Below are 19,495 nucleotides of genomic sequence, written 5' to 3' on the forward strand. Positions count from 1 at the left end.
AGTTATTCAGAACCGTCAATGCCTGAGGATCGCGGAGCTAAGAGGTGATTACAGGAACTTTCCGCAGTCGCCGACTTCAGTGCAAAAGACTCAATGCGTTCATCCAGGATTTTCCTTTGCCGCGTACATTCACCAACTTCATGCTGCCATGGCTTTTTAACCCACCCGGAATGCAGATCAATGCTCTCGCGGTCAAGCCTCTGCATCTCTGCGATACGGCGTTTTCGCTGCCGATCTTCGATAATCGGTGAGACCATTCCGGTGTACAGCCCGACAAGCACCAACAGAATCAACGCGCCAGCAAAGACCCAAAGATTGTTGATTGTGATTGCAATAAGAGCGGCTACAAATAGGTATATTCCAATCACCCCAGCCATCTGATCGCTCCTTAGAGATGATTCTCAATGGGCTCTTTTTGCAAAAGCCGCCAGAATTTTGTTTCGCCGTTGACCAGTCCATCAGTGGTTAGCCAGCGCTGTGTCTTAGCTGCGTTTACAGACCAAACCGGTGCTGTCCAGTCATCGACCATCAGGTAGGTAATCGGCCTTTCAAGCCACGATTCAGGAACGAATCCACAGCAACTGCGCTGGCTCACCACCGCGCGGTAAAGAAAAACGTCCTCGATCAAGACTGGTACGTAGAAGATGGCAGCCAGCACACACGCAACGGATACCGCTAATCCTACTTTGTGGAAATTCGGATGTTCCGTTTGTTTCGCTAAGATTTTCATAAGCGCGGCGACCATGTCTCGTCGATCTAAAATGCTGCTGGCGGACAATGCCGACAGCAGCGTCAATTTCACAGCCCGGCAAGGTACTCAATTACTGATGTTACGCTTGGTTTGGAAAGCCCGTGGTAGGAGTGAAAGTGGAATTCTTTCTCTTCCTCGTCCCATTCGGCTACTTCGGCCGAGCCGAAAGCCCAGCGGCTATCGTTGTACAGAAACTGTTTCCAATCCTGAACCAGCTCGTGATGCTCTTCAGTTACAGAGATAAGGAATTCACCTTCAGGCAACGGGGCGACTGAGAATGCCACCGATGCGGCGAGTAGCTTGTTGAGCCGTTCGGTGGCGTCAGGCAAACCTGAAGCGATGGCGTAGGCGCATTCGCTATCTTGAAGAAGCACGTTACTGATTGAGGCAAGCTCAGCCGTTAAGCCCTTGGCTTCCATCGGCAAGCGATAGTCGATTACCGACGCAGGTGCGTGGACGCTAATGCCGTCTTCGTTGCCTGGTAGCGGCCCATAAGTGGCGGCAGTATCCTTGATCACTTCTAAAACTTGTGACTCATTTTCGGACTCAACCCAAATTGGTTTACCGGCGAGAGTGATTTGAAACTGCATAGCGAATCCTTATTTCAAACTGGGTTGAATTGGCAGGGCGTCCAAGATCGAGAACAGCCAATGAACTTTCAATATTGTGAAGTATATTTCCAGATCGGTAAAGAAGTATATTTCCTAGCAGCGTAAAACTCTGCGCCCCGAGTAAAATTAGATCTCCAGAAAGTGGCGGGGAGGGCAAAGCTCACCTGAGTATCAGGGGCTTGCTGGGTTTCGTTATTAGTTCGGCGGTAACCTCCAAATGCATGGAGTCTGCCGCTGGGTTGCCACGTGACCGCCCCCCTTAGGCTGAGACGGCAACTCTGCGACTGTTTTTATTGTTCAAGACCAGTGGTGTCGGGGAATTAGAACTGTCGCGCAGCCCTTTTCGTACTAAGGCGGCGCACTACGCCCGGCTCTGCAAAATGGGCTTGAGGCTAATCGGTTGGCGCACTAGAATAAGCGCAGGTTTTCGTCGCACACCTTCCGCCCGCACCGGAGAAACAGCCATAGCGACCTTGCACAGATTTACTTTCTATTGACTCCTCTCTACAGGCGTTGATCTAGCGGGCTGATCGAATTGCGCCGACGTGGAGAACACCTTGTCCATTCCTACTGACGACTACGTGGCTTTCAGTCAGTTGTCTTTTCAACTTGAAATTGATTCGCTTCAATTCTGGCTGAATGAAAACCCTTCTGTCGTGATCAGTCACCTACTTGATCGCATCAAGCTTGGGGCGAAAATCTTGGGGCGCGCTGCTGGCATCAATCATTCCATCGCTTTGGGACATATCGCTGTTGCGGTCGGCTTCCCCAACTGGCACGGCTTGAACGCCCATTTGATTAATATCTCAACCTCGCCACCCAATACCGTTTCGCGAGAGAGCATCTCTCGGCTCTCTAAATCCTTGGTATTCCTCATCACCACTACCCCCGACACCTCTCTACCGGAAATCCAAGCTCAAGTCTTTCAAGAGTTCGGCGCCAGGCTCTCGATAGCTACCGGCCTAACTCTTGAAGCAATAATGGACACTGTTTGTGCTGGGTATTGTGGCGGGGCATCTTGGAGCGAAGTGAAAAGCCGTACCCCGCTAAATTCCACCGATCCGCTGTACGAATTTGAGACGCTCGATGAGTCCTCAAAGAGTGGACGGTTTATTTGGAGTGATGCGTGCAGTCAGCTTATTCGCTCACTGGATAACGTTTACCAGGACGCCGATACGCCAGAACGCATTGCTGAGGCGAAACGGTGGATGGAAAAAACTCTTGCGCATCAACCGGGCTTTCTTGAGGCTGGGCTCTGCCTTGCACAGATTTACTATGATGAAGGCAATTTGAACGAAGCATATGTAATCGTTAAAGCCCATATCAAACGGGCAGAGTATCTAATTCCGAAGGGCTTTCGAGGGAAGATCGAATGGGGGTTTCACTCCAATCGCTTCTACCACAGGCTGCTTTGGCTACGAATGACCATCTACCACGATGCAGAAAGGATGCTGTATTGCTTGAGAGACGCACGGAAACAGCTACGCCTCAACCCTCATGACAATCTTGGGGTCAGGTATATTTACCCTCTCATGCTCTTGGAAGTCGGAGAGTTCGAGAAAGCCGCTAAAGCATCAAAGTTCCCAAAAGAGGATGGATACGATGCGGCGCTCATTCGGGCGTTCGGTCGATTTGCTACAGGCGATTTTCCGGGGTTTCTTCAAAACTTCACGAAGGCGCTGTTTGACTTACCGGTCTTACGTCTTGTTCTTTTGGACTCGACAGGTACGTTGCCTGATGGTGATGATGGTTTTCGCGCAGTCATACCGGACATGGAAACGTTCGAGCGTTACACATGGCCCGCTTATGACGCTGTACCAGGTTTGGTAGAGGCATGTACCCAGTTTTTAGCCAATCAGTCAGTTCAGAATGCGGAGGCTCAACTGCGTGCTCTCTGGATGGGCGATGATGTGCCTGATAACCGTAAACAATGGTACGAACTCAAATCAAAGCTTAATAGCACCATTCCACTACTGCTCTCTGACCAATTCAGCTACCCGAATCAGAGGGCGTGAATCCTCGATTCCCGTTAATTGGTTGGATGGCTACAGGGGTGGGTACGCACACTACAAAACCACTTAACTACGCACCGCCAATAGCAGCAAATGACACAGAGATTGTACCCAGCATGCCAAGGTCAAGCCGTCCACCAGTAGGGGGGCGGGATTGAGCCGAGGTTCGGGGAAAATTGACGTGTTTGCGCGATGCGCCATAGCTTGGTAGCGCGAGTACAAAAAAATGATGTGAAGCTGATTCGGTTGTGGGTTACGTAATGTGGTTACTCCGAGAGGTCATCCGAAAGCCCGAAAACAGGCCCGCTATTGAGCGGGCCTTTTCTCTAAGTGAAGTGGCCACTTATGCGCAGTCCAATTCTTTTCTGAGTTCGTGGCAGAGCAGTAATGCAGAACTACCGCGCTTCCAAACGATAGTGGTTTTCAGATTCCTGAATTACTTTGTAAGGAGCCGGGTTGGACACCTCTGTCATTGGCTTTACGATGGCGACTGGTGCAACAGCATCTCCGACGGCCCAGTAATTGTTCTTGCGAGCGGCGGCCCACCGTCTGGAGCTTTCCTCTCGCCATTTCTTGACGTCGCCAATGTAACTTGCTTCTTCCGCAAGCTTGTCCAAGAACACCATGAAATTTTGACCTCGTGGGATCACATCATCAGGGCTCATCCCGTCCAACAGAATCGCGCTGATGAGTAGCGCACGTGTTTGTGAAGTGAAGCGCGTAGTCAGCCGGGCACTGTCATGGGTTTGCATGCTGAAAATGGCCAGCCAGGTGAGTAGATCCGCCTTAGCCTGGAAATCGCGAAGAGCTGGCGCTATCAAAGGTTGTCCAGGATTGGACATGGCGAGCGAAGCACCGACAACATAGTCGTCGTACTCGTCCAGTTCAGGCATAGCGGCCTTGGTAAGCTCCCCGGCGCTTTGTACCTGTTGAACGCTGTTTCGCCGAATCATCACCGCCCCGTATGTTTGTACGATTCGAACGTGCAGTTGGTCGGGGGTCGCAAAACGATTCACGAGGCTGATCACCTTTTCGATGCCGGCAGCGGAGGCAATGAATCGCTGAGCTAGATGAGCCGCACCAATAACCGACTCTTCGATCTGGTGGTGTAAATCCACTCGATAGCGCGGAAGCGCCTCGGTCATCATGTGATCCTGCTCTTCTTTCACATTTGGCATGTCCATCGCCGCAAGAACCATTGGTGGGATGTCATCGACCGTAAGCCACTCATGAAGACGAACGTAGGTGATTTGACGCTCGTGGAAACTCGGGCCACTGAGGTTATCCGTCATTACCGATCGAGGGCGCATTTGGCCCTCCACAATGATAGGCCCGACAGGGACGTCCATTGCGTCACCAGGGAACCGACCATCATCCAGCACGAGGCCATTGATGGCTACGAGGTCATCCGGGGAAGCGTTCATCAGCTCAGGTTGCCCGTTGGCGAGAAGGCGGCCAATCTCAGCTTCTCGGAGCAAAGCATTTGGCGCGAGTGAGTACATTTGTTCCGCACCGGCATACTCAATGTACGTACGGCCGGATTGGCGTGGGTGCACGTTGTCGACGAAGTCAAACACGACCATGCCCCCGCCATTGGCGAAGTGGATCACCCGATCATTGCCATCGCCCGGTTTGATGTTGCGCACCATGCCGCTGTGCTGAGGCTGTCGACCGCATAGCAGGGAGGCCATCGCTTCAAAAATCCCACCGTCGCGGCTGATGACTGGAACCATCCCACGGAGTTGCCGGTTGATAATGCTGCGGCCGCGAAAAACGCCTGCTCCGTTGAACAGCGAAATGAACTCGTAGCCAGGTGGCAACAACTCGTGCTGGCGCACTGCATCGAGCAATGTTTTGTGTGATGCAGGAATGAGCACGTCCCTGACATAAGCATCACGCAATGCGCTCATGTCGGGGATAGTCGAGAACTTCTGATCAGACTTCAGAGCTTCAAGCGTGGACGGTTGCAGCTGACTGACCGCGTCGACCAGCCCATCCCACACAAAGGTGACGCCGGAACCTGCGATGGCATAGCTAAACGCCGGAGCGCCGAGACCTATCAGATCCGATACGGTCAGCGGTGCGAGGCCAAGGTTGGCCACGTGCACGGCCGGGCGAAGACGATCATCGCGCAACGTCGAAGGCGGGAGGGTACGTGCAGTAGCCCGGCAGGCATCCAGATGTTCGAGGTTGATCGCGGCCGCGATGGCCATCGCGTGTTCAAGCGACAGATCCAGGTAATGCGCAATGCGCTGACCAACAAACTGGATCACCTGATCCATCTGCAACGGTTGCTCGATGTAGGATGGCCCGTATTGCATGGCCGAGCTGCGAAGCTCGGCATACTTGCCGTAACCCACTAGCTGGGCAAAGATCTCTTGCATGGACGAAAGCGAGGGCCGTGGATTTTGCGGGCCCAGTGGGTGCTTTCGCAGCTTGGAAATGGATTGTTTGATGCGGCCGCTCTCGAAGTCAGCCGAAGTAATACGAAGCATGTGAACTCCTCAGGCAGGGGCACAGTGTTCGTGGTAGCTGGCGGGCCGGTGTGCATCTGACTATGGGTCAAGAATCGTATAAAGAATTGGGGGTTACAGGCGAAGCGTGTGGTTTCGTATCCAAAGAATTCGCGCGAGGCCAGCAGCACCGAACGAAACCAGTCCGGATACCGCAAATGTTAGAGAGCCAAACAGGAATGTCAAGCTGGGTCGAACAAAACTAAGCTTTGGGGTGCTTTGAAGGGGGCGCATTGTAGGTGCATGTATGCGAAATGCGTGCAGGAAACTGCTGCAACGAGCAACAGATTTGGCGTAGGAGTGCCTTAATTGTGTTGATTCCAAGTCGTCTATACTGACAACCTTTCCCAAGCCTCAGGGAGCTGCTCATGAGTTTCGAACCGTTCATATTGCGAAGCGTCGATAATGCACGACAATGGGTTGATGCATGTTCAAAATCGATCAGTTGGGAACCCAATGATTGCGCGACGAAGTTAGCCAATATGCTCGGATACGGGTCTTGGGAAGTGATGGTGTATGCCATAGAAAACGCGACACCTTCCCGAGCAGATGAGGACGTAGATCTACACACTTACAAGCAACGAATAAAACGCTATCTGCATGTGCTAATCGTCGAGCATGGAGTTGATCCAACCGTTTCACTGAATCTCCTTCAGGCTTTGTCACCGTCATCAAACAAGCCGGCAAAGGCATTTATTCCAAGTGAAACGGCGACATGTAGTTTGGAAATTTTTGACGCGCTTCGTGATTTATTTGAGCCTGGCGACAAGCCCTTCGATGAGATGGATAGTCCGTCGAGCTACGCGGAAGAGTCGTTCCCCAACCAAATAGAGAGCTATCGTGCCAGTCAGGCACTGGAGGTCTGCGGGCGAGTGCTCCCGAGCCAATGGGCAGATTTTTTGTCCCACTTGAACTGGGATGTTGAATTTGACGGCGATGAAATTCCAAACATCGGTGAACCCTCCATTTTTATTGAGGATGACGTTTACGGTGAAGTCCCCGTCTATCTGTCAGCGACCACGACATCCCCCTTTAACTATTCAGATGAAATAACGCAATCCGGCTCGGAGCTCGAAAGGAATGCCTGCGTCGGCGACTTTTTTCTTAACCGTGCTGAATCCTCTGTAATGTTGCTTTTAAACCGTTGGCCTCAATTCCGTAAAGTGGGAGATATCGAACTGTGCTTCCTTGGGTGCGCATTCGATTCTGAGCGCATGGAATGGAAAGCTCTTCTATTCAATCATGCATGCGATAGCGTTGATGCACTTCTCGCTCTCAACGAGTACGTGACCGATATAAACATTGGACACAGTACTCTTCATGACAACGGAGGGACTCTACTGAGGTGCGCATGCTTGGCACTCTCAGAGTCAGAATTCGATAGTTCAAGCGTCATGACTGTGAGCGTTGAACAGCTCAAAGATGAGGATACCGGTTGGACCATTCAACGGTATACGAATTAGAAGACCGCAAACTGAGTGAGGATCGAAATAGGTCTCTTTGGGTGTGCGACGGCAAATCGATCCCATAAATTTCTATACCATCCCCAACTCTGTGTTCAGCTACATCCCCCCTAAAAACCTCGCCGCCCCATCGGCCGCTGGCCACATTCCAACCTGAAACCTGCACGTGCCCGAAGCACCGCCCGGCGTTGCGCTGGCCATCCCAAGCGACCTCTTCACACCGTTTATTTATACCATCCCCAACAGCGGCCTCTTTGAAAGCCCGCCGCGTTCCTCCTCAAAACCGCGTCGCTTTCTCCCCCTCTGGAGCGCGAAGCGCTCCCTTTGCCCGCATTCCATCCATCTACCGTGCCGATCTGACCGACCAAAACGCAGGCGCGCTTTTTCGTCGCCGAGGTTGTCTTCGGGAACGAGAAAAGCATTCTCGGGAACGAGGAGTAGGGGACAGCGAGGGGTATTCGGCACCGATTGATTAGCGGCACCGAATGAATCACAGACCTGGTGCTTTGAATTGAGAGCGTTGCGAAAGCTTCACTTCATCGGTAGCGACTGGTACGCGTATGACAGAGAACCACAGTTTTTTCTCACTGCCGTTTTCTGTCTTGGAAGTGACGCACTTCGGACAATTCTCGCCAAGTGCGCCCCAGTAATCGTTGACGAAGGCTTCGCCAAATTTGGTTAGCGCATCGTCGTATGAGTAGACGTTTTTACTGATCGGTGCATTACCGTCAATCTGCTCGATCAATCGGTAGCGAAGTTCACACTCGGCACCGGAAACATCATTCTCGGGATCGGAAGGAACCCTGGTACCGAGAACTTCGGCCATCGAAACATTCACACGGTTGGCGACCGACAGTTGAGCAACGGTCACACAAAGCTCATCAAGCAGTTCAACTGTCTTGATCATGTGAGCCGCTTTATCGGTAACTCCTTCAGGGATGTAGTGATCCAGGTAGCCAATAAGGTGCGTGACAATCAAATCTCGCATGGATGCATGCGTCAGTGCAGCTGGCTTTTCGTCAGCGAGGGATCCCTCGATATCGTCCATTCAATCGTCACCGTGCAGTACATTGCCGTTTATTCGGTATAGATACATAATACCAGCGTATCCGAGAAAAACCACGGCACCGAGAATGCTTTTTCGGCAACGAAGAAGCGGCCGACACGCGCCAGGCAGTCCCCATAGGAGGAGGCCACAGGAAGAGCGGTTGGATAGGACGGCGCGCAGCGCCGGGGTGGGGTGGGGCGGACAGAACGGGGAAGAAAGGACGCCCTGTTTCTCACAAAACACTTAGTTGGGGATGGTATAAATATATGGAAGAATCTACGCGAAAGGGCGTGGTTGTACAAGTCAAAGGCCTCGGCGTTCCGGTACAAGCCCATTCCACCAGAGTCGTTTCGGGCTTCGAGCTGCGCTGGTCTTCCGATCCAGATGTGGGCGATAACTCCCCGGCCCACGTCCTCTTCGATCACAAAGGCCTCACCAATTTCCTCCAGTTCGCCGTCGATCCAAGCTTTCAAGAGGGCGACCTCATCAGCTTCACTCCCGTTGATCTGCCGGAAGGCATCAACTACCTCTCCAAGGCCGACTGCCTGGTACATGGGATCTCCGCCGAACATTGGCAGATCGTGCGCTGCCACCTGACCATCACCGGTAGCACCGGGCGCGGCCCGGTGACCGACAAGCTCGACTGGGTCGGTACCCGGCAGGAGTACTTCGAGGGCGCGCACATCGCCGACGCGCACGAACACGCTAAATCCCGCGACATGAGTCGCGTGACGGTCTTCACCACGCAAGACGGTGGCCACCTGCTGCGCGCGGCCGAGGGGTTGAAAAACCACCAGCGCCAAATGCGGCCGTCATTGCGAGCGGCGGAGCTGGTGATGGATCAGCTTCAGAAACGTGTGATGGACAGCGATCTGGACAACATCAACTCCGAGCACGCGATCCATTTCCTCAGACAGCTCCAGCACGCCTTTGTCGCAGTCGACGCGGAGCGTGTAGCTGAGCTTGCGGATTTCGGACTCGAAAAAGTCCAGATGCTGCCCATGGCTGAGACCGCGCCGGAGCCCGCTCCAGCAAAGTCGTCGTCACCTCGCCTGCACTAATCGGACAGAACCAGCATGTACAACGCCGAAAACGATCCACTGCCACCATTTGTGGCCAAACGAGCTGGGAAGGCACCTCAGTCGCTGCTGAATCTGGCGAAGAACCTTGCGCACCTTGAAAAGACCGGCGCGATTGCCGATTGGGCGCTTAACGACCACAAGGCAACCATCGCCGGCATCTTGGAAGCCGAGAGTTTTACGCCGGCAAAGACCGCTCGCAATCTTGCCAACTACGCCGCAATGAACGCGTCCCAGGTTGGCAGCTTGGCGCTGCACGTTGCACACCTGATCACTGAAGGCAATCTGAAGCGGGTTCTTCTGTCGGGACCGGCCCAGATGCTGGTCGATGAAATTCACGGCATGTCCGAATACGCCAAACAAGCGCGGCGGTTGCAGGAAAATCCGGGGGCGCATTTGCCGGTGATGAGCGAAGTACCTGGTGAACTCACTTCGATCCAACACGCAGCAGCTATGGCGCTAAAAACCCACCGGCAACTGCTGGATGAGCGTAATGACGTGGCGAGCAAGGCACACATGCTGGGCGTGTTGATCCCCGCTTACGCCAAGGCTTTCCCTTACCTCGCACGGCACATGGTGAATCTGCCTTCCAACTGGAACGGCTGCACCAGCGTCAATGACAGCTTCAACGATGAGAGCCAAACCACCCTGTACGCACACGGGGCAGATGGGAGCGTTGAGATGATCGCAACACTGCACACCGAAGACGATGCCACTCAGTTCAACGCCGCTTTTAACCGAGTCGGCGTCAGTCCTGTTTCGTTCGACTCCACGCCGGCCATCGTTTTCGGCGGCGCATTCGGCAACAACACGCCATTGGCTGGCGCTGAGCTCAATGCGGCAAATGCGCTGCGCGCGCACCGCGAGCTGCTCGAAGTGGGCGACATGACGGCCGTGGGCATTCATTTCAACCGGCAGTTGCTGCCAGCGTTTGAAGAGGCATTCCCGTACATCGCACGTCACCTCGATCACCTGCCTTGGGACTGGAATGGCTTCACCGGTACCGGCCCCGATTACCACGAGGGCACCAGTATCGAGAACGTCCTCTACGCGCACGGCGTGAACGGCATGATGACTCACATCACCGACCTCGCTTCTGCGGCAGATGCATCCGACTTCAGCGCCAAATTCAACCGCATCGGTGGCCACGCCCAAGCCCGAATTCCACGGCCGGTACCGGTTGTTTCGCTGCCCACCCCATCGGGCTTGCTTACCGACGAACTCGTCGACCTGGCGAACCCGCTTTCTGCACAGCCGGCGGCGGTTAAACAGGCCTTCATGGAGTTCGGCTTCGACGGGAAATTCTACGAGGTTTGCGTAGAAGGCACTGACAGCTTGAACCAGCCTTTCCGCGAATCGGTGCAATGCCTGTCTGCCGAGGCTGCGTGCATCGAGCAGCGGAAATTCGAGTACCGCTACCCGGACGCGTTTGTTTTCTCCAGCACCGTCGCTGGTCAGGAACCTACTGGCCAGCACTTCATCGCTGCGCTTGTGGAGCTGGCCAACGGCAATCAGGACTTGGCAGCGCAGGCGCTGGAAAACAAGGGCGTTACCGGCGTCGTCCAGCTAATCGACGGCGCATCAATTCCGCGCACCTTCGACGATATGCGCGCCACACGTGCTGCTGCGGTACAGACCGAGCAAGCTGAACAAGTCAAATACCGTGCGCCACGTATGGGCTGATCAGCCCGGAGATCACCATGTCCCTAAAAACTCAAAAGCCCTCGGTACCGGTTTACAAGCCACTTTTTACCCTCTTGTTTGGAGTGTTGGCCGGGGTGGTGCTAGGCGCGGCCGCGATGCGCTACTGGTGGGCAACTACGCTGGCTGACGCGATGCGTTCTGCCTCTCTGGTGGCAGAACTCAACAGTAAAGCGGAACAAAGCTTACTGATGGTCATTGCATCGTGCGTGATGTTGGTTTGCGTGATTTGTCTTGAAATCTACTGCGCAAAGAAATCCATCAAAAAATCAGAACCACCGCTGAATCCAGCGGCAAAAATCAGCTAAAGCCTTCAAACATCAGGAGCTGCAAGATGACTACCCAACAACTAAATGAGTCATACACCCCCACGGAATCTCAACTAAACGATCCAAAGAAGAAGGTGCGACCAAACCATTACCGTACCGCTATGGGCATGATTTTCGCCGCCATTTTAGCTGGCATCAGCGGTGCTTTTATAGCTGGTTGGTGGTTCCTAGATCTGCTGACCCACACAGAAGAAGTGTCCTCGAATCCGGTGCAGGTGAAGATCTTCACGGAGATGAGCTCAAAAAGCCTGGTCGCTGCACTTGTCGCTTGTGGGCTTTTGCTTTTGGTGCTTGCGCTTGAAGTTTACGGCGCATGGAAGGCCTCCAAGAGAACCCCTAGTACGCCTCTCACTGCAATGACAACGGGTTGATCAAGCGCCCCGTTAAAACTGGGCTGCATTCCCTTCCTAACCGAGCCAACGCTGGCTAAGAGAGGCTTCGCCATGTTCATCGCAACTCGTAACGGCACGATCCGGGTAGCAAAATTGCTGAACGAAACACCGAAAATGTGGGTTCTTTCGCCGGCCGGTGAATCGAGCGTTGTGCAGGTCAGCAAGACCGATAAGTACCAGCGCGCCTTTGAACTCAAGTCTGATGCGCTGTGTTGGGCGAACGCAAATCGAAACCTGATCCAGTACTACCTCGACAAGGAAGAAACAGAGTTGGCCCAGAACATCGAGTTGCCTGAGGTGACTCTGGCTCAGCTCGGTTTGGATAGCCTGGATTTTGAACTCCCACTCAAACCCCTCTATTGCGCCATGGAAGATGGGATCGACCGCCCTAGTGGTTGTTGGTTTCTCTTTGAAGACAGACCATCTTTTGATTCACGCCTACGTCGTTGGAACAACGAAGGCGATGCGTGGGAAATCGGTCTGGACGACTCCGAAAACCTCATAGACACACCTGAATTTCAGCGGTGGGTGAAACCCGCGCTGTCGCTTTGCAGGATCGTGGACGTGGCCTCCGTAGAACCGCGTTACCACCATCTAGCGTACGTTCCCGAGTCTTCTCGCAAAGCGTATTTGCAGCCACTCGAACATCCCAACGATACCCACGCACGGACTGAGCTTGAAGAGCAAGCGGCTAAAAAGGCGTGCATTGCCTTCGCTGAGTTTTGGCTTCCGGCAAGGCTTCGAAAGGCATTTCGCACACATGCTGAAAATGAGGCTTTCGAGCTCATTGCTCTTGGTTGTGAAGTGCATGACGCCCCGGATGCATGGGGCCTTGATGCAACAGCTGCCATCGCCGCCAAACGCGCATACCTTTTTTTGTTATCGAATAAGCGCTATCGCCTGCTCACTTCGAATTATTCGAGAGCCTCGGCAGATGCGATGAACGCCGAGTGGGATGTCGATGAAATCGCTCGTAAACACGCCGAGGACATCCACGACACCTACATGCACATTGAGGCTGAGCTCATCAGTGGTTGGAAAGAGGAATGCCGCGACCTTGGCTTGATCTAGCCAACAACCTCACGTTCTCTTGATCAGGTTCACAACATGGCAATTGATGACAAAGACTCAAGCCTCTACAGGGGCGTTAATACAGCCACGCCCCCTGAACATATCTATTTGGTGCGCGGGTGGGTTCCACCTGAACCTCCTTCCGGATTCAAACACTTGGTTGCGATTCTGTCTCCAGTGACGCTGCAAGGTGGCATCAAGTCGAGTATCTGGACGCTTGATTATCTCAACACCGAAACGAACGTCTTCGCCACCGACAGCAACACCGTTGATGTGAAGTGGCCGTGGATAGATGGCTTTCATCCAAAGGCCATTGACTGGGATGCGATAGGCATACCCCACCTCATGTAACGAGAGACTGAACATGCTTATTTTTATTGCTGAGCTTGTACTGTTCGTCACTGCGGTAACGGCCAGCAGAGTCTGCGCAGCACACGGGCATCAGTTTCTGGGTTTCATCGCCGCCATCGTATTGGAGTGCGGCTATTTGCTGATGGGTGTGGGCACCTGGTGGATGGGTGTCCTCTTCGTCGCTGTCGGTACCTTGATCGTCCTTTGGTGCCTGAACCACAGGGTTACACCGAAATCTGCTGGGGTTGGTAACGCAAGCTAACCCCGGCTCACTTCAGATTCGACGCCAGCGGCTGCATCGATTTCAGCTGCGGATCAAACAGGAATCGTCCAATGCTAAACATCCTTGCAAAGTCCGCTCTTGAATCAGCTGTAGTGCTCGATGCATCGCGCGTGCGCTCAGGTGAGCATCTACTTTTCCATCCGTTCGTTCGCAAGCCGGTAGCGTTCTCCCACCTGACTGGCGATCAAGAAAGAGCTCTGAGTGCACTTGGTTGGAGTGGTGACGTCGAACAGCAGCCCGATCCATTGGACTCTCTGGCCATGCTCCAAAGGGTTTGGCCACAGTTGCAGGATACTCGGCCTGAAAGCATTGAGCCCTTGCTTGATGAGCAGGGAGTTGAACTGGCTATCGAGGGGTTACGTGTCCACCTACGTCACCGGGGAATGGTGTGGATCAGAGCTCGAAGTAAAGCACTGGGCCTGAGCTCACTCGTGAGCTTTATTGATGAGGGAATGCCCAACCTGGTGATGGAGTCCGATCACCCGCTTGCGCCGACGTCGAATCAACCTAGCGTCTTTCTACAAGGCGAAGACACGAGCAAGGCATTCCTGATCACCGGAAGTGAGCGCGCGGGATACCGTCTCCATACCTTCAGCGCCGGTGAGAGCGTCGTTCACTCCCGTGACGCCGACTCCATGGAGGATCTGTTCCGGCCGGAGCCAGAATGGAGCAGTGATGACTGGAATCAATTCGATGCATTGCTGACTGCAAGGCCAATTCAAGCCGATGCATTTTGGAATGCGCCAGCTCTCGCCGGTTACCCAAACACTCGAAACAGCCTTCTCGACATGCTCGACGAGCGCTATTGGCAGGCCCAGGTACAGCAGGATGGCATTGGCGCGCTTGTGGGCGTAAACCACGACCTGTTTCAGCGCCGCTTTCGCGATTCCGTCACCACGCCATGGCTGGTGAAAACAGGCGAGAAGTATGGGTTGCGCTACGACACGCCTGCGGAATTCCGCATGATGACCGACGCATGGGCAATCGCGGAGCTCGATGATGAGACAGTGATATCGGAAGTATTTCCGCTGATTCGTGAAGAGCATGACTCGACGCTGGCGCATTGGCCCGATGCTCGTCTGTTGGCGTTGTGGCGAAGTGGTTTTGACGCTGTGATCGAGAACGTGCAACGGATGCAGAATACGGGTTCTGGTCAGGGCATCATTCGCAACGGCGCGATGGTGACAGACGTCACCCCAACTGAAATACGGGAAACATTGCACCAGCACTACTCGCCAGCTGTCATCAACAGCCTTGAAGATGCCGGGAAAATCGAGTTCATCGCGAGCCCGCACGATTTACCGGAAGTGCTGAAGCTCAACTTTTCGCCTTCGGATCTGGAAGGCATTGCCGGGCTCGAACGCAACGGGAAGGTCTATCTCTGTGCTGACCGAATAAGCCGCGACCAGATCGTGGGGCTGTTCCTTCATGAGGTAGGGGAGCACGCTGCCTTGAACCGAATGCTCGGGCCTGATTACGGTCGCCTCGTGTCCCAATTCGAGCGTTTGCTACAGAGCGGCGACCCTTACGCCAGGCGCTCCGCCGCACGGGTACCGAAATCCACCCCGGCTTACCAGGTTCCGAGCGAGCGTCTTGCGTACCTGGTGGAAAACGTGGCTAACGAACAGGCCATCATCAAAGGGGGCGAGGGCGGCTACGCCCTCGGCCAGGAGTGCCTGGCCAATCTGCGGGCTTGGATCTTTCGCTCACCCACCAGCCGCTACCTGGACAAAATCGGGCAGCTCGATGAGTTCCAGCTCAACTCACAGGACATAGCCGCACTTGCGCGCGAGGCAGTTGATTTTTATGCGCGGCAGTTCAGTCCGGAAGTGCGCAATCAACCGATCCGCAACTCATGGGTAGAGACGTTGGATCAAGAGCTGCTCGATCAGTTGTACATGGCGACTTCAGAAGCTCGTAAGCAACTGATGAGCTCCATGTCTACTGAACAAGCACTGGGGTACATCTACTCCCTTCAGTCGCTCAATGCGCCAGCGATTGGCGAGTGTGTTGATACTTGGCTGGCTGTCGCCGCTGAAACGGCTGTGTCGGGGCCGGACACGCTGAGGGTGTTGGCTGGCCAGGTCATCGCGAATCACTCCAAGATCCAGACGCGCGACAGGCTCAGTCAGCAGATCGGCCGCCAAGGTTTCGCCATTTGGCAGGACGATACTTCGTCGACTGGTGAGCACAGCCCCCGGCATTTGCACCTGGTCACTCGTTCTCAGAAATTTGACGGTTATTGGCAGCTGACGTCATTCGACTCTATGAACGGGCCGATTGGCGATACCCAGCATAAACACTGGGAAGAAGCGTTGGCGGCCGTCAGCCCTACCGCACACTTCATCCCCGATGATGAAGCTCTCGCCGCCCTCGGCGTATTCGCAGGCCTCGAAACCATCAATGCGGGAGCAAGCCAATCCATCCCTTCCCCAACTGAATTGCGCTTGTTTCATGTTTCGACAGATCCAGATTTTCCAGTGCGCGCCTCAGATGAGATCTTTTTTGAGACGGGCATCCCGGCCGGAATGGCCAATTTGGCCAAAGAGGGTTTGAGTAACTACGTCTACGAAGTATCCGCCGCTTTGAACCATGAGCTGCTGATCCAATCAGGTCGCATCATGCTGGAGCAACCGGCACTGATGGACACACTGCGTAGCCATGCACCTGAACTCGCAGAAAAGTCCGCCGCATTGACTGGCGAGGCATTCTTTCGCCAGTTGGTGGCCAGCTCCGGTGGTGTCGCCCAAGCCAGTGCCCGGCTCATAACGATGGGGATTCCCGGAATCATCCGACAGCGCCCCGGCGTTCTTACAGGGTCTGACACTCCTAATGGCAGTGAAGCCCCACGTCTCTCATTCGCCGGGCAAATGGCAATCGATCATGACGCTGAGGCACTGATCCGCGCAAAGGCAATGGATGAAGCGGGAGAGGATGCAGATCAAATTCGGCAGCAAACCGCCTGGTTCAAAGGAGTCGATGGGAAGTGGCGTTACGAGATCGATGACAGCCGAGCGTTCATCAAAGGAACCGGAGAGTTTAAGGATGTTTTCTCACGGCGCAGGTTGGCGAAGGCTGCACTGGGGAACGAGGAAAAACTCACTGTCTCCGATGTGATGTATCACCCAACGCTATTCGCTGCTTATCCGGCGGTTGCTCAGCTTGAGGTACGGTTACTGGATTCACCACCTGACGCATCCGGAAATATGGTCATGGGTTCCTTGGCCACTGATGGCGATAGCCAATGGATTGAAATCAATTCGGGTCTGTCGTCGGCGAAATCGCTGAGCGTCATGTGCCATGAACTCCAGCACAAAATTCAGAAAATCGAAGGGTTTGCAGGAGGGGGCAACCCGGAATCGCTCACCGACATTGATCTAACAGTATTCCGGTTTAGGGAGATAGAACGGCAAATCAACGCCATCTTGGAGGCGAACCCCTTTACCGCTGAGATTTATGCTGAGTATTCATTTTTGCAACGTGAAGCCCAACGGCTTGATTGGGAACCGGGAATAACCGCCCAGGTTAACTCCACTTTGGAGGTGCTCATCGAAGAGATCGGCGGCGAGGAGATCTTCAGCCTCGAATTTGACAAACAAATGGTTGTCACCGCCGATAACACAATCACTGCGCGAGAACAGTACGAACGATTAGCGGGAGAAGTTGAGGCTCGAAATGTTGAAAAAAGGCTTACGAAGACTGAAGCCGAACGTATGGCACTCTCTCCATTCCGCACTGCTGACTTCGCTCCAGCGGATCAAATCGTTGTTTGGAATAGCGTGGGGCTGAGGTCTTCTGTGCTGGAGCAGCTCACACGGCCAAAAAGCCGTGAAGCGATTCAGCCAGACCTCTCTGTTTTAACGCCCATGGAGTCAAGTCAATCAGTTCAGCTCTTCACTCTCGATTCTCTTCAAGTGCAAAGCCGGACGGATCTGGCCGACGGAACCAAAATTGTCGTCAGTTCATCTTCAGTGAACGCGCCGACAATCCGAAACATGCCGGTTAAAAAAGCTGGTGATTTGATGGTGCCAAGACTTAAGCGCCAGGCGGGCTCGGGTGAATGGCAGGACTCGATAGCGCTGCTCCCCGGCGTGGTTCTTCCCTTAGGTTTTGAAGAAGCGGCGTCCCATGTTCGCGCCGCGCGCGAAAAAGCCGCACACCGACATACCGCGTGGGTTGAAGAACTCAAAGCACGCCTGAACCAACTGAGAACAGCTCCTGACGCGCAGAAAAGTCTGGTTCAGTGCAGCCAGCGTGCACTGACGGATGCTCATGCGCGCCTGCAAAGTTTGGCAAAGCTTCCGGATCCTGAACGCACCCATCACATGCCATGGGATTCACCGGTACCGGCAGAGACCGCTGCGCGCCTGTACACGACTCTCCGCTTGAACGTTGCCGGCATGAGTGGACGTGATGTTTTTGCAGAGCTTACGCGGCGTGCAGGAAGCCCTCAGGGAGCCGCAAGCACCTTGGCGCACGCAGGAGTGCTCGGAACGCATTCCGCCTCATTCAGCGTCTTCTGGGATAGTTTCACCATGCAGCTCGCCGATGACCTCTCTCATATACACGCGCACGAAAAACTGCACCTTGCATATTACGGTAGCGAGCAAACGGTGGATGAGTTCCGCCTCAACGATGCCGAGGCGATTGCACGCGGCCGGGCCTTTGGGTATGGACTCAATTTCACCGAAAGCAAGGATCTCGCCGGGCACTATCAAACGAAGCACGTGCAGAACGCGGTGCTGTTTGAAAGTAAGCGATTCGCGAGCTTGGCCGACTGGCAAAATGAAATCGTGCCTGAACTTGTTCGCGAACACGCCGCGTCGGTCGGGGATCCAGGCACCTTCGATATCCAGCTACGACGGTTGAGCAGCATGAGCGCGAACCAAAGCAATGGACTACAGCAGGCACTTGCTGATCTCACGCAGCAACAACGGATGGTTGTCGAAGATGTCTTGGCAGGCCTGATGAAAGTCCCCAGCCGGTACGTGACGGACTTCCACCTCATGCCGGAAGGTGGCGCGCGGACTATGAATCAATGGAGTACCGAAGCCTTTGCACCTCAGCGCCAAGCAATTTCCGCTGTTGAAACGGCTCTTCATTGGCGGGTGCGGCCAGGAATGGGTGAGCAAGAACTCCAGCAAGAGCTGAGCACGTTGGTTATGGAAATGGCCAACACGACCCCATGGAAGGATGAAATACAGTCACTGGACAAGCAATTGCTCACGCATCCCCACAGTCAGGATCTTCAAGTACGCAAACAGAACGCTGAACGAGGCCTGGTTGAGGCGAAGGCAATTAAAGCAACTTTCGCCGGAACGACTTTCTCTGTCTGCCACCCTATTGGTATTGGGAACGTTTATGCGGTGGAGATCAGCATTGAACCCTCGCAATACATGCGGTGGGATCTGCCTCTGAGCGATCAGTCGAACACCGTCAAGCAAACAGTGAGTTTGCTGCTTACTTCAAACGAGGTGAGCGAACTGTGCATGATGGATTTGCAGACGGCGGTGGCCGAAAATGCACGTGGATGCGACATCTACAAAGCGCTCTCTCAAAGAGCCGTTACGATGATGGCAAGCGATGCAGCAAAAGAGGCCGCTGTCGCCAGGTTGCTGTCAGACAACGGTATTCAGGGGATCCAGTACCCTGATACCCAAGCCCTTAAACAAGGGATTGCTCGCTTCAATTACGTTGTCTTCAACGAGGACTCAATACGCATCGTGGGTGGAACCGATAAACCGGTTAGGGAAGGGGTCGAGGTGCCTATGCACCATAGCTACGATCCGAGGTCGACACCGCTGGCGGATTCTCAAGTACCGCTTAAACGTAGCAACACAGTGCGCCTGTAAATTACCGAGCTTTCAAAAACCTTAGTCATGAGCGAGAAC

Annotated in this window: 15 protein-coding genes; 10 read left to right on the forward strand and 5 right to left on the reverse strand. The window is 54.1% G+C overall.

The genetic code is table 11. From position 1 onward, the window contains the following. Window positions 1–2: 2 nt before the first annotated feature. The 3 genes from ACIQY3_RS11355 to ACIQY3_RS11365 are packed head-to-tail and all read right to left on the reverse strand — an operon-like array spanning window position 3 to window position 1,341. Window positions 3–377: a hypothetical protein gene (locus ACIQY3_RS11355; RefSeq protein WP_403019378.1), complete on the reverse strand. Its 375-nt coding sequence runs from the start codon at window positions 375–377 to the stop codon at window positions 3–5. A gap of 11 nt (window positions 378–388) precedes the next feature. Then, window positions 389–796 (reverse strand): hypothetical protein, encoded by a 408-nt coding sequence (locus ACIQY3_RS11360; RefSeq protein ID WP_403019380.1) that lies wholly within the window; start codon window positions 794–796, stop codon window positions 389–391. Window positions 797–798: 2 nt separating this feature from the next. Then, entirely contained in the window at window positions 799–1,341 is a 543-nt protein-coding gene (locus ACIQY3_RS11365; protein WP_403019381.1) for a hypothetical protein, read from the reverse strand. A gap of 578 nt (window positions 1,342–1,919) precedes the next feature. Here ACIQY3_RS11365 and ACIQY3_RS11370 point away from each other — a divergent pair. Next, the gene (locus ACIQY3_RS11370; RefSeq protein WP_403019383.1) at window positions 1,920–3,377 is read left to right on the forward strand and encodes a hypothetical protein; all 1,458 of its coding nucleotides are present in this window, start codon (window positions 1,920–1,922) and stop codon (window positions 3,375–3,377) included. A gap of 392 nt (window positions 3,378–3,769) precedes the next feature. Here the strand turns inward: ACIQY3_RS11370 and ACIQY3_RS11375 are convergent, their stop codons facing one another. Further along, a complete protein-coding gene (locus ACIQY3_RS11375; protein ID WP_403019384.1) occupies window positions 3,770–5,869 on the reverse strand; it encodes a hypothetical protein in 2,100 nt (699 codons plus the stop codon). A gap of 386 nt (window positions 5,870–6,255) precedes the next feature. Between ACIQY3_RS11375 and ACIQY3_RS11380 the strand changes: the two genes are divergently transcribed. Then, entirely contained in the window at window positions 6,256–7,350 is a 1,095-nt protein-coding gene (locus ACIQY3_RS11380) for a hypothetical protein (protein WP_403019386.1), read from the forward strand. Between the two features lie 490 nt (window positions 7,351–7,840). Here the strand turns inward: ACIQY3_RS11380 and ACIQY3_RS11385 are convergent, their stop codons facing one another. After that, window positions 7,841–8,398, reverse strand: coding sequence for a hypothetical protein (locus ACIQY3_RS11385; RefSeq protein ID WP_403019388.1), 558 nt, complete (start codon window positions 8,396–8,398; stop codon window positions 7,841–7,843). Window positions 8,399–8,664: 266 nt separating this feature from the next. On the opposite strand from ACIQY3_RS11385, the gene ACIQY3_RS11390 reads away from it, so the two are divergent. The 8 genes from ACIQY3_RS11390 (at window position 8,665) to ACIQY3_RS11425 (ending at window position 19,456) form a co-directional block, all read left to right on the forward strand. Then, window positions 8,665–9,459, forward strand: a complete 795-nt coding sequence (locus ACIQY3_RS11390; protein WP_403019389.1) for a hypothetical protein — start codon at window positions 8,665–8,667, stop codon at window positions 9,457–9,459. Window positions 9,460–9,474: 15 nt separating this feature from the next. Continuing rightward, complete coding sequence (locus tag ACIQY3_RS11395; RefSeq protein ID WP_403019390.1) at window positions 9,475–11,160, forward strand: hypothetical protein; 1,686 nt, start codon at window positions 9,475–9,477, stop codon at window positions 11,158–11,160. Window positions 11,161–11,177: 17 nt separating this feature from the next. Continuing rightward, on the forward strand, window positions 11,178–11,486 hold the full coding sequence (locus tag ACIQY3_RS11400) for a hypothetical protein (protein WP_403019391.1): 309 nt from the start codon (window positions 11,178–11,180) through the stop codon (window positions 11,484–11,486). 26 nt (window positions 11,487–11,512) lie between these two features. Continuing rightward, on the forward strand, window positions 11,513–11,878 hold the full coding sequence (locus ACIQY3_RS11405; protein WP_403019392.1) for a hypothetical protein: 366 nt from the start codon (window positions 11,513–11,515) through the stop codon (window positions 11,876–11,878). 72 nt (window positions 11,879–11,950) lie between these two features. Next, window positions 11,951–12,970, forward strand: coding sequence for a hypothetical protein (locus ACIQY3_RS11410; protein WP_403019393.1), 1,020 nt, complete (start codon window positions 11,951–11,953; stop codon window positions 12,968–12,970). 36 nt (window positions 12,971–13,006) lie between these two features. Then, on the forward strand, window positions 13,007–13,321 hold the full coding sequence (locus tag ACIQY3_RS11415; protein WP_403019395.1) for a hypothetical protein: 315 nt from the start codon (window positions 13,007–13,009) through the stop codon (window positions 13,319–13,321). Between the two features lie 13 nt (window positions 13,322–13,334). Further along, on the forward strand, window positions 13,335–13,583 hold the full coding sequence (locus ACIQY3_RS11420; protein ID WP_403019397.1) for a hypothetical protein: 249 nt from the start codon (window positions 13,335–13,337) through the stop codon (window positions 13,581–13,583). Between the two features lie 71 nt (window positions 13,584–13,654). Continuing rightward, window positions 13,655–19,456 carry an LPD23 domain-containing protein gene (locus ACIQY3_RS11425; protein WP_403019399.1) on the forward strand — a complete coding sequence of 1,934 codons (5,802 nt, stop codon included), beginning with the start codon at window positions 13,655–13,657 and terminating at the stop codon, window positions 19,454–19,456. Window positions 19,457–19,495: the final 39 nt, after the last annotated feature.

The sequence above is a fragment of the Pseudomonas sp. NPDC096950 genome, assembly GCF_044762525.1.
Classification (GTDB): Bacteria; Pseudomonadota; Gammaproteobacteria; order Pseudomonadales; family Pseudomonadaceae; genus Aquipseudomonas.